At 37.9% G+C, this 16,242-nt stretch carries 9 protein-coding genes; 5 read left to right on the forward strand and 4 right to left on the reverse strand.

What is annotated here, in order from left to right:
• Positions 1-1,338, forward strand: a complete 1,338-nt coding sequence (locus LUA91_RS06170) for a BNR repeat-containing protein (protein ID WP_231425147.1) — start codon at positions 1-3, stop codon at positions 1,336-1,338.
• A gap of 15 nt (positions 1,339-1,353) precedes the next feature.
• Here the strand turns inward: LUA91_RS06170 and LUA91_RS06175 are convergent, their stop codons facing one another.
• From LUA91_RS06175 to LUA91_RS06190, 4 genes are read right to left on the reverse strand one after another with little or no spacing between them, the layout of a single operon-like run.
• On the reverse strand, positions 1,354-2,325 hold the full coding sequence (locus tag LUA91_RS06175) for a glycoside hydrolase family 43 protein (RefSeq protein ID WP_231425148.1): 972 nt from the start codon (positions 2,323-2,325) through the stop codon (positions 1,354-1,356).
• Positions 2,326-3,261 (reverse strand): glycoside hydrolase family 43 protein, encoded by a 936-nt coding sequence (locus LUA91_RS06180; RefSeq protein WP_231425149.1) that lies wholly within the window; start codon positions 3,259-3,261, stop codon positions 2,326-2,328.
• Between the two features lie 8 nt (positions 3,262-3,269).
• The gene (locus LUA91_RS06185) at positions 3,270-4,811 is read right to left on the reverse strand and encodes an alpha-N-arabinofuranosidase (protein ID WP_231425150.1); all 1,542 of its coding nucleotides are present in this window, start codon (positions 4,809-4,811) and stop codon (positions 3,270-3,272) included.
• A gap of 2 nt (positions 4,812-4,813) precedes the next feature.
• Positions 4,814-6,802, reverse strand: coding sequence for an alpha-L-arabinofuranosidase C-terminal domain-containing protein (locus tag LUA91_RS06190; RefSeq protein WP_231425151.1), 1,989 nt, complete (start codon positions 6,800-6,802; stop codon positions 4,814-4,816).
• A gap of 385 nt (positions 6,803-7,187) precedes the next feature.
• On the opposite strand from LUA91_RS06190, the gene LUA91_RS06195 reads away from it, so the two are divergent.
• The 4 genes from LUA91_RS06195 to LUA91_RS06210 are packed head-to-tail and all read left to right on the forward strand — an operon-like array spanning position 7,188 to position 16,236.
• Positions 7,188-9,578 (forward strand): glycoside hydrolase N-terminal domain-containing protein, encoded by a 2,391-nt coding sequence (locus LUA91_RS06195; protein ID WP_231425154.1) that lies wholly within the window; start codon positions 7,188-7,190, stop codon positions 9,576-9,578.
• Positions 9,579-9,584: 6 nt separating this feature from the next.
• A complete protein-coding gene (locus LUA91_RS06200; RefSeq protein ID WP_231425155.1) occupies positions 9,585-12,005 on the forward strand; it encodes an MG2 domain-containing protein in 2,421 nt (806 codons plus the stop codon).
• Between the two features lie 28 nt (positions 12,006-12,033).
• On the forward strand, positions 12,034-13,890 hold the full coding sequence (locus LUA91_RS06205) for a rhamnogalacturonan lyase (RefSeq protein ID WP_304622634.1): 1,857 nt from the start codon (positions 12,034-12,036) through the stop codon (positions 13,888-13,890).
• 21 nt (positions 13,891-13,911) lie between these two features.
• Entirely contained in the window at positions 13,912-16,236 is a 2,325-nt protein-coding gene (locus LUA91_RS06210) for a glycoside hydrolase family 2 TIM barrel-domain containing protein (protein WP_231425157.1), read from the forward strand.
• The last annotated feature ends 6 nt before the right edge of the window (positions 16,237-16,242 follow it).

A 16,242-nucleotide genomic window follows, 5' to 3' on the forward strand; every position in this document is an offset into this window, starting at 1 on the left:
TTGAATAAAATTAATGTTAAAAAGGGTCTACTATATATCATCACCTTTTCTTTTTGCATTGTAATTCATGCTGCTAGTTCAAGGGCTCAAGAAAATAATATCAGCACAATAGCTTTAGATGGTTGGGCTAATAATTCGGTAAATACTGTTATTTTCAGGAAAAACTCTTTGGTAACCTTTAAAGGAAACCAATATTCTGCATATTATGATAAAGCGCAATTTTTGGTATTAGCGAAAAGAAAATCTGGAAGCCAAAAATGGATTATAGAAAAAACGCAATATAAAGGAGATGCCACCGATGCTCATAAATCAATTAGCATTATGATTGATGGAGCAGGTTTTTTACATGTGGCATGGGGGCAACACAATAATGCACTAAATTATGCAAAAGGACTTTCTCCAGGCGCTTTAAGGCTTGGCGAAAAGCAAAGCATGACCTCTAAAAATGAAAACAAAGTTAGTTATCCGGAATTTTACAAATTGCGAAATGGTGATTTACTGTTTTTTTACAGAGATGGAGGGTCAGGAAATGGAAATTTGATGATTAACCGTTATAGTGTTAAAAATAAAACCTGGAACTGCATTCAAGATGGTTTGATAGATGGTGAAGGAAAGCGAAATGCTTATTGGCAGGTAGCAATTGATAAGATAGGGACATTACATTTATCTTGGGTATGGCGTGAAAGTCCAGACGTGGCAAGTAATCACGATGTTTGCTATGCAAGATCGAAAGATGGAGGAATGCATTGGGAGAAATCGACAGGTAACAAATATACACTGCCAATAACAGCAACTAATGCCGAATATGCACTTAAAATTCCTGAAAAAAGTGAACTGATTAATCAAACATCAATGTTTGCCGACAAAACTGGAAGTGTTTTTATCACTAGTTATTGGCGTGAGACAGACGAATCGGTACCTCAATATCATATCGTTTTTAATGATGGAAGTGGCTGGGCCATAAATGACCTGAGTTTCAGAAAAACGGTATTTAGTTTAAGTGGTAGCGGAACAAAGAAAATCCCTATATCAAGGCCTCAAATTATTACATGGAAAAAAGCTAAGTTTCAGGCTGTTGGTATTATCTTTAGAGATGAGGAAAGAGGGAATAAAGTTTCAATAGCTATAAACGAAAATATTTACAGCCAGAAATGGGCTATAAAAGATTTAACCAATGATTTTGTAGGCGATTGGGAACCAAGTTATGATACAGAACTTTGGAAAAATAAAGGAATTCTGAATCTCTTTCTGCAAAAAGTTGTTCAGGTAGATGGTGAAGGTAGGTCGAAATCCGAGCCTACCGCAGTTAACGTATTGCAATGGAAGCCTGAGAAATAATAAACTATTGTTAGTTTATTTTACCTTTTTAACACCTTCACTGGTCATAACAACTCTTTTCATTGTTCCATCGCTATTATAATTTATGTAATCAATACAAACCGATCTGCGGAAACTTCCTCCATCGTTATTTATGGCGCCGTTGTGGTAAATAAAATATGATTTTCCTTTAAAATCAATAATCGCCTGGTGATTCGTATTGGAGTTTCCTGCCACTTCGTTTAAAATACCTTTGTATTCCCACGGACCAGTAACTTTTTTACTCATGGCATAAACAATTTTTTCCGGAAAACCTGATGCATAAGATAGATAATACCAGTTTTTACGCTTATGAATCCACGGCGCTTCTGTAAATTCAGGAATATCAATACGCTGAATAGGACCATCCAATTCGATCATATTCTTTTTCAGTTTAGCGTAATAACATTTTTGATTTCCCCAAAATAAATAAGCCTGCCCATCATCATCGATAATAACCGAGGGATCAATATCATCCCAACTAATTTTTACATCGGTCGTCATGTCGTTTGTAATCAGTGCTCTGCCTATTGCGTCTTTAAATGGGCCACGAGGATTATCGGCTACGGCCACACCAATTGATTTGCCATGAATGGTTCCGTGAGAAATAGCTACGAACCAATAAAATTTTCCATCACGTTCAATCACTTGCGAAGCCCAGGCATCATCTTTTGCCCAGGCAAAATCTTTCACATTCAACGGCGATTGATGCTCTTTCCAGTTTACCATATCAGCTGAAGAATAGAGCAACCAATCATGCATCTCATACCGTTCTTTCCCCTTTGGGGCCACATCATGGCCGGTATATAAATAAACAGAATCGCCATAAACATAAGCTGCAGGGTCGGCAGTATATTTATCAGTGATAATAGGATTGCCTTTTGATGCAATGATTTTCTCCTGAGCAATACTCGACAATTTCATAGCCGAAAGCATGAGGATGGATATACTGATTTTTTTCAACATCATTTATTGTGCTAATAATTTTTTGAATTCTTTGGGTTTAATGGTTAGGATGGTTCCATGTCTTAATCCTTTTGGAAGAGAGATTTTATCGGAAACATCAGTCCAGTTTTTCAAATCGGATGATTGAATAGCACCATATTTATGTTCGCGATATTTATCGAAATAAACAAGCCAGTTATTGTTTAATTTCAGAGCAGTTGGTCCTTCTGCCCAATAATTTCCAGTAATGGATTCGCTAGCTTTGGTATAAGGTCCAAGCAACTGATCGGCGTATGCAATTTTAATATTTTTTTGAGCGGGTTCTCGGGTCTCATCCTTCAAAAACATAATGAACTTGTCTTTATCTTTTACAATTGAAGCATCAATTACATTAAACCCAGGTTCGTAAAGTAGTTTTGTGTCCGAATAGATTTTGAAATCCTTTGTGGTAGTATAGTAAATTCTGTGGTTGTAGCCATCCTCCATGGTCGAGGCTGTTTCTGGAAATTTTCCTGTAATGGTACTCGCCCAATAAATCATATACATTTTGGTGTTATTATCGTACGTGATTTCGGGTGCCCAAGTATTTCTTGCACCTTCCGCTTTGGCCATAACTGGCAAAAATTCTTGCTTACTCCAATGAATTAAATCTTTCGAACTTGCATAACCAATTCCTTTATCTTTCCAACTAACTGTCCAAACCATGTGAAATAAGCCATCAGCGCCACGAATAATACATGGATCTCTCATAAGTTTATCTTTGCTCACGGTCGGTTTTAAAAACGACGAATCATTTTTAAGGGCGTTCCACTGGAAGGCATTTTTACTGTAAGCTAAATGCAAACCATCTTGCCCATTGTTTTTAAAGTAAGCAAACAGATAAACTTCGTTTTTGGATTGAGCCAACAAGTTAGAAGTGCAACAAATCAGTGTTGCTAAAAGAATGTATATCTTTTTCATATGATTTATCATTTTAATTCCAGCACCACAACAGATTGTGCTGGAATATCAACTTGTAAGGAGTTGCCAGATTTTTTTGCGCCAGTAAATTTAGCATTGTGTATTTTATTAACATCTGCAAAAGTGTTTACATCAGTTAATTTTCCAGAGGTAAGAATTTGGCCGGTTACGCTTTTCCATTCCAATTGACCTAAATCTGTATTAACAGAAATTTTCTTTTTTGGATCAAGGTTAACCAAAGAAATGTGAACTGCACCTGTTGAATCCTGCGAAGCAGATACATTTAATGCTGCAATTTTTTTATCTCCAAAAACGTAATCAGGGCTTGTAAAATTGATAGGTAAATATTTGGCGTCCATGTGCACTTTGAATAAATCGAAAACGTGATAAGTAGGAGTAAGGATCATTTTATCTTTCTCCGTTAAAATCAAGGCTTGTAGCACATTTACCGTTTGTGCTAAGTTTGCCATCCTTACCCGATCAGAGTGATTGTTGAAGATGTTCAATGTGGTGCCTGCAATTAGCGCATCACGCAAACTGTTTTGCTGATAAAGAAAGCCAGGGTTTGTGCCCGGTTCAACATCTGTCCAGATTCCCCATTCGTCTACAATTAGTGCTACTTTCTTTTTTGGATCGTATTTATCCATAATCGCCGAATGTTTAGTCACAATTTCTTCCATTCGAATACAATTTTTCATCGTATTGAAATATTGTTCTTCATCAAATTTGGTTGCTGATCCTTTTACGGTCCATTTGCCGGTTGGAATAGTGTAATAATGCAAGGTTAAGCCCCACATTCTGCCTGCGCCAATATTCTTCATGCAGGTTTCTGTCCAATTATAATCTTCAGCGTTAGCGCCACTGGCAATTCTTTTTAAAGGTGCGCCAGGATAATCACGGGCATAAGTTGCGTATCTTCTGTACAAATCGCTGTAATAAGCAGCCGTCATGTTGCCGCCACAGCCCCAACTTTCGTTCCCTACACCCCAGAATGAAACCTTCCACGGCTTGTCCATTCCGTTTTGCTTGCGTATAGCAGTCATTGGACTTACCCCATCAAAATTTAAATACTCTACCCATTTTGCCATTTCTTCTACCGTTCCGCTACCTACATTACCTGCTATGTAAGGTTCACAGTTGAGCATTTTGCAAAGCTCTAAAAATTCGTGTGTACCGAAACTATTGTCTTCCGTTACGCCGCCCCAATTGGTGTTTACCATTTTCGGACGTTCATTTCTTGGACCGATTCCATCTCTCCAATGATATTCATCAGCAAAGCAACCACCTGGCCAGCGCAAATTGGGCACATTAATTTTCTTTAAAGCATTTACAAGATCCAAGCGTATTCTGCCTTTATTCGGGATGGTGGAATTTTCATCAACCCAAAAACCATCATAAATACAGCGGCCCAAATGTTCCGAAAAATGCCCGTAAATGTGTTTGCTTACCACCTGATCGCTGGTAGGTTTGATGGTTAACAAAGTTTCACTTTGCGCATTGGCAAAAATGGCATTGCAAAGTATTGCTGCAGATAGGATTAGTTTCTTCATTTTTAATTGAATGGGATTTTGATGACGTTAAAAGAAAAAGGTTTTAATGTGGCATTTAATTTTTTGCCTTTTAAGTTAATCGCTGATGTTTTTGGACTAACAGCACCAGGGTTTTCGAAAGAATTTAATTGGTTGAGGTTTATACTTGCCAATTCATCAATCGTTCCTTTGCTTTTCAATTTTGTTTTTCCATTAAGATCGAAATCTATATTTTGGTTTTGATCGGAGTTGTTGGCTATTTTGATAATCAACTCTTTCTTTCCCTTATCCAGTACGGATGATGCAAAAAGCCCATCCTGGCCAATAATATTTTTTTCATCAAGTGTGATGGAAACCACATCGGTTCCTTTATTGGTAGAAAATAATTTCTGTACATAATAATCAGGCGTTCCGTATGATTGAAGATTGTCTACCCATATCATATCAGGCGCCCATTGCCAGCCATCAATATGTGCAAAAAGTGGTGCATAAGATGCCATTTGAACTACATCAGCATTGCGCTCTAAACCCGTCATTAAAGATGCAGAAGCCAGAGCGCTTTGCCAGTTGTTGCGGTCGCTACCAATTACTTTTTTATCGGCATGTACAGCGTATTCGCCAACAAAAACTTTGGTTTCATTTCTTGGGTAGTTGTCATATCTACCAGCATTTTTCAAAAACCAATCTGCCGGGCGGTAATAATGTTCATCTATAAAATCGGCTTTATTTTCACGTAGTGAAGTGTTCAATAAATTAAAACGATCGCCTTCAGGGTCAGTCCCAGAACTATTGATTAATTTAAAATCAGGATATTTTGCCTTAATTACTTTGGTAAAAATGGCTAAACGTTCCAGGTATTGTGGTCCCCAGTTTTCATTTCCAACACCCATCATCTTCAAATTAAATGGCTTTGGGTGGCCAAGCTCAGCTCTTTTTTTGCCCCATTTGGTGTTGATATCGCCATTGGCAAATTCAATTAAATCTAGTGCATCCTGCACATAAGGATCAAGTTCATCCAATGCCGCCACTTCGCCAGTATTAAATTGGCAGGCCATTCCACAGTTTAAAATCGGTAAAGCATCCGATCCAATATCTTCAGCTAACTGGAAATACTCAAAAAATCCAAGTCCGAAAGTTTGGTAATAATCAGGCGCAGGACGGTGGGCAAATTCTGTATTCCATCGGTTGATGAGCAATTTTCGCTCTTCAATAGGGCCAATGGTATTTTTCCATTGATAACGATTGGCTAAATCTGTTCCTTCCACAATACATCCACCAGGAAAACGAATAAATCCAGGTTTCATATCAGCTAAAAGCTGAACCATATCTGCTCTTAATCCTTGTTTTCGGTTTTTCCAGGTATCGCCAGGAAATAATGAAATCATATCTAAATCAATATTTCCCTTGCCTTGAAATAAAATAGAAAATTTTGCTTTAGCATTGGTTTCTGTTGCCACAAAACTTGCCGATTGTTTTTTCCATTCGCTGCCGCTGCCTTCTGGGGTAAAAGAACCCTGACCGATTACTTTTTTATCAGGATCTTTTAAAAGCAAAACCATCTTTATGCCAGGTTGCAACTGGCGATACATTACTGAAAAATCATAACGCATGCCTTTTTTTACGCCGATGCCTTTGAATCCTTCATTAACCAGTTCGAAAAAATTATCCGTAGCTTTTTTAACCTGAAGGTAACGTGGATTTGCTGCATTTTCTTCTTTGCGATTCACTACCAATATCTCTCCTTCCTGTGACCTGTTTCTAGAAATCGACCAGCCCATTAAGGGTTTTGCAAATTCAAATGATCTGTTTTTAATGAGCTCAGCATAAATACCGCCATCCGCACCAAAATTAATATCCTCGAAAAACACACCCCACATGTTGGGTTGTACTTTTGCAATAGATTGATCAACGTTAACTTTAATAACTTTTGGAGTTTGTGCATTAGAAGTAATGGCAAACAATAAAGTAAAACATGTGAATAACACACTTTTTATAGGGGAATGGAATCTCATTGTTATAATATTTGGTCGGTACTATTTGTAAAAGTAAAATTTTTAAGATAATAAACGTTATTTGTACGATTATTTTTTTTAGCAAGTTCACTCTACAAAGTTATCATGCCTATTTTTGTAGAATCAATCGTAATTAGTTGATCATGCTTTTAAATTATTCACGGTAGGTAACATTTATGTAGAAGATGTTATTGAGGTTAACTTGAATGCGCTCAAATCGTTGCTGTAGCATGTTAACATCAAATTACAGGATACCACAGGATGCCTGTTCATGATTTAGTCTTTAAATTGTCGACTTGATGACTGCTTAAATTCTTTGTCAGGTAAGCATCAATTACTAACCAATATCATTTTTATGAGGCTCCGTTATTTCAATATTTTTGTAATGGTATTTTGTTTTTTTGCGAATGCCCATGCGCAAAAGCCAACATTAAGTAAAACGCTATGGTACAAAAATCCAGCTAAAAACTGGGATGAAGCTTTACCTATCGGGAACGGAAGATTGGGCGCCATGATATTTGGAAGAGTTGAGTCGGAACTCATTCAGCTTAATGAAGAAACACTCTGGACTGGCGGACCAGCCGATCTCAACCCAAACCCCGGAGCAATTCAATATTTACCACAAGTAAGGAAGTTACTTTTTGCAGGGCAGAATGGCGAGGCTGTAAAACTGATGAAAAAAATGCAGGGGCCAAATACCAATATGTATCAGCCACTGGCAAATCTTGTTCTTAAACAAAAACTTGTTGGAATAGCCAGCAATTATAGTAGAACTTTAGATATATCGACAGCCATTGCTACAACATCATTTGATGCGAACGGAATTCATTTTAAAAGAGAGATTTTTTCCTCATTTCCTGATCAGGTAATCGTTATTCGATTAACATCCAGTAAAAAGTCGGCTTTAAATGTAAGCTTTGGTTTAAATGCTGAATTGAAGCATTTGGTTAAAACAGAAGGAAATAATCAGATTTTATTAGAGGGTAAAGCTCGTATTACATCAGATGAACGCAGAAATCAAAAGCCTTTAATTTATTCAGATAGCCTTCGTCACAATGGAATGCGCTATCAAGCCAGAGTAAAAATTATCAAAACAGATGGTAAATTAAGTACCGACAGTCTGTTGAATGTTTCTGGTGCATCAGAAATAGTATTGATGGTTTCAGGCGCTACAAGCTTTAACGGTTTTAATCAATATCCTGATAAAGATGGGGTTGATGAAAATTTAAAAGCAATAAATTATCTAAAAAGTGCGGAAAAAAAGACCTTTGATGCACTTCAAAAATCTCACGTTGGCGATTATCAAAAATATTTCAATCGTTTGGAAATTTCGATTAATAATGCCAGGGAATTATTAGCAAACATACCCACCGATGAGCGTTTGAGCAATTACAAGAAAGGTAATCCCGATTTTGGTTTAGAAGAATTGTACTTTCAGTTTGGAAGATACCTGTTGATTTCCTGCTCTCGTCCGGGTGGTATTGCTGCCAATTTGCAAGGCATTTGGAATGCATCAATCAGGCCATCATGGAGAAGTAATTATACCACCAATATTAATTTACAGATGAATTACTGGCCAGCCGAAATGACTAATTTATCGGAATTAACTGAGCCGTTGATCACGCAGATTAAGCACATGGCGATTAACGGAGAAAAAACGGCTAAAAATTATTACGGTGCTAAAGGCTGGGCATTGCTTCATAACTCTGATATTTGGGCGCAAACGAATCCTGTAGGAGAGGGTACTGGCGATCCTAAATGGGCAAATTGGTCAATGGGCAGTCCGTGGCTTTCGCAGCATTTATATGAACATTATCTTTTTTCTGGAGATAAAAAATATTTAAAAGAAACTGCATATCCGTTAATGAAAGGTGCCGCACTTTTTAGTTTGGATTGGCTGGTTGAAAAAGATGGCTATTTGGTTACAGCACCTTCAACCTCTCCAGAGAACAGCTATTTGTTGCCCGATGGGAGCAAGGAAGTTGTAACTATTGGTTCGACAATGGATTTATCGATTATTAGGGATTTGTTTAATAATGTAATCGACGCCTCAAAATTTTTAGGCATCGATCAGGATTTTGCTAATCTTCTGAAAGCCAAACGCGATCAGCTTCGTCCACTTCAAATCGGGAAAAAGGGAAATTTGCAAGAATGGTACGGCGATTTTGAAGATGTTGAGCCACAGCACCGCCATGTTTCTCATCTCTTTGGCCTGCATCCCGGACGAGAAATTTCTCCATTGATTGATACCGTATATTCCAATGCTGCAATCAAAACACTAACAGTTAGGGGCGACGAAGGAACAGGTTGGAGCAAGGCCTGGAAAATTAATTTTTGGGCAAGGTTGCTTGATGGAAATCATGCCTATAAAATGTATCAGGAACTGCTTAAAAATTCTACACTAAACAATCTCTTCGATACACACCCACCTTTTCAAATTGATGGCAATTTTGGTGCAACAGCTGGTATTGCCGAAATGCTTTTGCAAAGTCATTTAGATCATGTACAACTATTACCTGCCCTGCCAGTATCATGGAAACAAGGTTATGTTAAAGGATTGGTCGCCCGGGGTGGTTTTGTGGTCGATTTATATTGGAATGATGGTAAATTAACGAAGGCTTCGATTTTATCTAGAAACGGCGGCCAATTAAACCTTTTAACGCCCGTTGCCCTCAAAGCTAAAAACGCGAAGGAAATTAAACTTGGCAAAGACTATAAGAATACGATTGAAACAGTGGCCGGAAAAGTATATGAAGTTGTTGTTGCATCTAATTAAGCTTATATGAATATCAAAAGAACAATTTTTCTAATCGCTATAAGCATTTGGTCGCATTTAAGTTTTGCTCAGCAAAAATCGGTAAGTCAGGCGCCAGACCCAAAAACAATGAAGCTGTTCTTTGAAAAAACCTATCTCCAAACTGACAGAAGTTATTACAGCGCCGGGGAAGATGTTTGGTTTAGTGCGTATTTGGTAAATGGAAGAAGTTTTAGCTTAAGTTCAAGTAGCGCAAATTTGTATGTGGAATTGATTTCGCCAGATTCACAGATACTGGATAAGAAAACAATTTTGTTAAACAAAGGCTTGGGTAAAGGCGATTTTAAATTATTAGATTATATCCCAACAGGTTGGTACAATATTCGTGCTTACACCAATTGGATGCGGAATTTCGGTAATGATTTTGTGTTCCAAAAAAGCATCTATATTACCAATAATCTCAAAGAAAATGCTACTTACGCCACGCGTAATGCGAATAAAAAACCTGTAGGCCTCGCCGAAACCAGTAATAAAAAAACAATTAATTTTTTTCCGGAGGGAGGATCGCTCGTTGAAGGTGTAAATAGTTTGGTAGCTTTTAAAACAAATGATAATTTGGGAAATGGATTAAAGGCATCTGGTAGCATTATTTCTAGCAAAGGCGATACTGTAACCAGTTTTCAGAGTACCGAGGCCGGAATGGGACTTTTAACTTTTACGCCTAAGGTAAACGAAACTTATCTAGTTATGGGTTTTTTCGGCAAAGAGAAATTTTCAGCTGCGTTACCGCAAATTCTTAAAAAAGGTTTGGCTTTACATGTTACCAACGATTCACTAAATATCAAGGCATTAATCAATGCCAACGAGCCGATGTTTCAGGAAATCAATGGCAAAACCTTATCAGTACTAATCAAACATGCAGGAGAAAATATTTACACCGGAACTGTAAAAATGGTCAAACCAAGTATTTCTATTTCTATCCCAACTAAAAATTTTCCCGCAGGTATAGCAGTAATCACTTTGGTTGATGATTTGGGTAAACCGCATTGTGAAAGATTAATTTTTATTGAAGGTGGAAAAAAGGTTAACTATACTGTAGTTCCTAATAAAACGGTATACAAGTCTCGTGAGAAAGTGATACTAAATGTGAAGGCAACTGATATTTTTGGTTTACCTGTAAAAACAAATTTTTCGCTGGCTGCCGTTGATGGATTGATCCCGGATGATGGAGGTAATATCACATCTTATCTGCTGTTGCAATCAGAAATTAAGGGCGAGATTAAAAATCCAGATCAATATTTCGATGTTAAAAATCCTTCTCGCTCAAAACAACTGGATTTACTTTTATTAACGCAAGGTTGGAGAAATTATTTATGGAGAAAATTAGCCGATGCTACCATTAATGTAAGTTATTTACCAGAGCCTGGCCTTACCATAAAAGGTTTGGTAAAGGAAAAAGTTGGCAACAAGCCACTTCAAAATATGAATATTACCCTATTTGGTTCTGGATTTAGCGGCGATAAATTATTTACGGCCAAAACAGACCAAAATGGTCACTATTTTATTGATGGATTAAAATGGTACGGTAACCAGCCAATAAAAATATCTTCTCAAGATATTAAGGGGAAAAAAGGCGGCTGGCTTCAAATTGATTCAGTTGAAAAACCATTGCAAATCACGTTTAAAAACGGATTAGCGGATTTTGCTAAAAATATTGATGGCGAAATCAGTAAGCGGATGGATTACAATCGAAGCTATAAATTTGGCGATTCTATTACGCTTAATAGTGTGGATATTAAAGCAGATCAAAATAAAAAAGTAGTGCTTTTTGATCAAACCATGTTAACATTTGGTTATCCTGAACAGGTTTTTAACATTACCTCAGCAGATTATTCTTTTAACGGTTTGGAGCATTTTTTACTTACCAAAGTAAATGGTGCATACCCTTTAGATGATGCAGATTCTGGTACTTCTGAAGGCATTTCATTCCTTTCTAATGGAAAAAAAATACGACCAAGAATTAAAATAAATAACAAAGAAGAATTAGTTGGTGAAAGATTAGATTATTATAGTTTGACCATGGATAAAATCAACCAGGTAAAGGTTCAGCATCTTATTAATAACGATGGTGAAGATGTTTATCTGTTAACTTTAACAATAAAAGATGATGCACTTGGTGAGACAAATCTTCATCTTCTAAACTTGAACTTGACAGGTTATTATACTGCCAGAGATTTTTATTCTCCAAATTACAGCAATCCTGCAAGTAAGAATAAAGATTTACGCACCACTATTTTTTGGGCGCCAAAATTGGAAACAGATACAAAAGGAGAAGCAAATGTTGTGTTTTACAATGGTGATAATAAAGGAATGATTATCATAAAAGCCGATGGTATTACCGAAAAAGGATCAGCGGTTGCAGCTAAAAGTACTTATGTCATTCAATAAAATTAAACAGCAAATAATAACACAATTAATGAACTTTAAACCAGCTGATTTGAAATTCTGCTTCCTGTTTTTAGTGATGATTTCATCATTACCTGTTTTTGCCCAACGCCAAATGGAAAAATTGGGAAGAGGGGTGGTTGCCATTCGCCAGGGTGCCGATTCAGTTTTTGTTAGCTGGAGGATTTTAGGAACAGAACCGGATGATATTGCCTTTAATCTTTATCGTAAAACTGGGAACTTGTCGCCTCTTAAACTCAACAAAATTCCGCTAACCAAAGGAACCAACTTTCAGGATGTGGGTATAAATCCGGATGTAGAAAACAGTTATTTTGTGAAAGCTGTAAATCACAATCAAGAAGAAGAAGCGAGCAAACCGTTTATCCTTGAGGCCAAAACTCCCGTTCAGCAATACCTCAATATTCCATTGAAAACCCCAGTTGGCTATACGCCGAATGATGCTTCTGTAGGTGACTTAGATGGTGATGGAGAATATGATATTGTACTACATCAAACAGGGAAAAGCCGGGATAACTCTTCAAATGGGATTACCGATCCACCCATTTTTCAGGCATATAAAATGGATGGAACTTTTTTATGGGAAATTAATTTGGGTAAAAATATTCGGGAAGGAGCGCATTATACTCAATTTATGGTTTATGATTTGGATGGGGATGGAATTGCAGAATTTGCCTGTAAAACGGCTGATGGAACCACTGATGGGATAGGAAAAGTTATTGGCGATTCGACAAAAGATTACCGTAACAAAAATGGGAAAATATTAGAAGGCCCTGAGTTTTTTACCATTTTTAGTGGGAAAACCGGAGAAGCTTTAGCCACCACAGCCTACTTGCCTGAACGTGGAGATATTGGCGCTTGGGGCGGAAAAGGTGGTAATGGTAAAAATGATAATTCTGGAAATCGTGTTGATCGTTTTACGGCTTGCATTGCTTATCTGGATGGGATTCATCCGAGTGTCGTAATGGGTCGTGGCTATTATGGGAGAACGGTTTTAGCTGCATGGGACTGGCGCAATGGAAAACTTACTTCGCGTTGGGTTTTCGATTCAAAAGATGGAAAAAATCCATTTTCAGGTATGGGCAACCACAATTTAAGCGTAGCTGATGTAGATGGAGATGGAAAGGATGAAATTATATTTGGATCAATGTGTGTGGATGACAATGGCAAAGGTTTATACACCACGGGTTTAAGGCATGGCGATGCTTTGCATGTTTCAGATCTTGATCCGGAAAGGCCAGGATTGGAAGTGTTTGGCGTTCATGAAATTGAGGAAGGAACGAAAGGACCAGGTGCTGCAGTTTACGATGCCAAAACAGGTAAAATTCTTTGGCATGGCTCGGAGGATGAAGATGTGGGCCGAGGCGTTGCCGATAACATCGACAATACTCGAGTAGGTGCACAAATGTGGTGGTCGGGTTCGAATGGACTGTTTGATATAAAAGGCAACAGAATTGGAGAGCAACCCCGTTCCACCAACTTTTTGATTTATTGGGATGGCGATCTCTCACGCGAACTTTTAGATGGTAATCATATCGATAAATACAATGGAGGAAGACTTTTAACAGCAAATGGTGCTGTTGCCAACAATTGGACAAAATCTACCCCAACTTTAAGTGCCGATCTTTTTGGCGATTGGCGTGAGGAACTGATTCTTCGTTCTTATGACAATCAAAGTTTAAGGATTTATACCACCACGATTCCTTCAGTTCATCGTAACTACACCCTGATGCACGATCCGCAATATCGTTTAAGTATTGCCTGGCAGAATGTTGGCTATAACCAACCACCTCATACCGGCTTTTATTTTGGCCATGGAATGAAAAAAGCACCCAAACCTAATATCACACTTGTCGAACCTCATAAATAGTATGCTCAGATGATTAAATCCTTGAAAATAATATTGTTTATTGCATTGTGCTTCTTGCAAAATGCTGTTCTTGCTCAAATGGCCAAGCCAGTAAGAGTGATTAATAATTTTGATAACGATTGGTCTTTCATGCAGGAAGATGTGAATGGCGCTGACAAAATTGATTTTGACAGCTCAAAATGGCGGAAATTAAATGTGCCTCATGATTGGAGCATAGAAGGTGCGTATGATAAAGCAAATCTGACTGCCAGAGGCGGTGGATATCTTCCTTCGGGCATAGGTTGGTATCGTAAAAGTTTTAATCTTGATGAAACTCTATTGGGTAAGAAAATCAGTATTGAATTCGATGGGGTAATGGCAAACAGTGATGTTTGGATCAATGGTGTTCATTTGGGCAAACGTCCTTACGGATACATCAGCTTCAATTACGATTTGAGCAAACACCTCAATTTTGGAAAAGGGAAAACCAACATAATTGCCGTAAAGGCTGATAATACGGTTCAACCTGCATCGCGTTATTATACTGGTGCTGGCATTTACAGGCATACTCGTTTGGTAGTTACAGATCTTATCCATATTGATAACTGGGGCGTTTTCATTACTACTCCAGACGTTTCTACTCAGAAGGCCACTGTAAAAGTACAAACTGTAGTTTCTAACGAATCTGCCAAAGCTGCCCAAATTACGGTAGAAACTTCTGTTTTGGATGGAAGCGGGAAAGTAATTAAGACAGTTCAGTCCAAGCAGGCCATCGCAGCCAATACATCCATCAAGCTCGATCATTCTATAGAAGTTGCCAACCCAAAACTTTGGAGTGTAGAAATGCCAAGCTTATATAAAATACTTACAAAAATGAGTATTGGTGGCAAAATTATCGATGATCAGATTAATCAATTCGGTATCAGAAATTTTAAGTTTGATGCCGCTACTGGTTTCTGGCTAAACGGTAAAAATTTCAAATTAAAAGGCGCTTGTTTGCATCACGATGGCGGCGCTGTAGGTGCTGCGGTTCCTTTAAGTGTATGGGAATTTCGGTTGAAAAAACTACAGGAAGCCGGAGTAAACGCCATTCGGACAGCTCATAATCCGGTTGCGCCCGAGTTTTTAGATTTATGCGATCAAATGGGGTTTTTGGTAATGGATGAAACTTTTGATACCTGGACATCAGCTAAAAACAATGGCGAAAAAGGTTACAATCGCTTTTGGAAAGAATGGTGGGAACGAGATACCAGAGATATGGTGTTGAGAGATCGCAATCATCCTTCCATCGTGATATACAGCGTAGGCAATGAAATCCATGATAATTTAGATAATCCAGAAGGATTTCAAAAATATAAAGATCAACAGGATTTGGTTCATCAATTAGATCCAAGTCGGCCAGTTACCATGGCGCTTTTCCGACCTGCAAATTCAAAAGTATATACCAATGGTTTTGCTGAAACGATGGATGTTGTTGGACAAAATTACCGTGAAAATGAGTTGGTGGCCCTGCACAATCAGAAACCCAATTTAAAAGTAATCGGAACAGAAAACACACATGTTATTCAACAATATTTAGCCCTTCGGGATAACCCTTTTATGGCAGGACAGTTTTTATGGACAGGTTTCGATTATTTGGGAGAGGCTGATTGGCCACAAATAACTAACGGTCAGGGATTATTTGACCGCATAGGAAGCTGGAAACAACAAAGTTTGCAACGCCAAAGCTGGTGGTCGGACAAACCAATTGTTCACATGGTAAGAAAAGAGGAAAATGCCGGCGCCGGCGATTGGATCGGCAACTGGACACCAACAGATTTTGATACTTATGATGATGCAAAAGTTGCAATTTACAGTAATTGCGATGAGGTTGAGTTGTTTTTGAACGGCAAATCACTTGGGAGCAAACCCAAACCTGCTGATGATTCTCCGCGTTTATTTGATGTTACTTTTGAAAAGGGAACGATAAAAGTTGTAGGTAGAAATAAAGGTAAAGAAGTGGCTTCAGAAGAATTGAAAACCGCTGGCCCACCTTCAAAAATCTTGCTCTCAGTTGATAAAACTAAAATCAAAAATATCTGGGATGATGTGGCCTTTGTAACGGCGAAAGTGTATGATGAAAAAGGAAATCTCTGTCCAAATGCCGATAACCTCATTAAGTTTACAATTTCAGGAGCTGGTATGATTTATGCAATTGATAACGGTAACATTGCAAGCCACGAAATGTATATGGCGCAACAAAGGCATGCTTATCATGGCCTGGTAATGGCAAACATTAAAGCAAATGCAATTGGAAATATTGAAGTAAAAGCAACAGCGGATGGACTGGAAAGCGGATCGATAAGATTAGAAGTGGTCAATAAATAGAATCTG

It is taken from the genome of Pedobacter sp. Leaf250, assembly GCF_920984735.1.
In the GTDB taxonomy this organism is placed as follows: domain Bacteria; phylum Bacteroidota; class Bacteroidia; order Sphingobacteriales; family Sphingobacteriaceae; genus Pedobacter.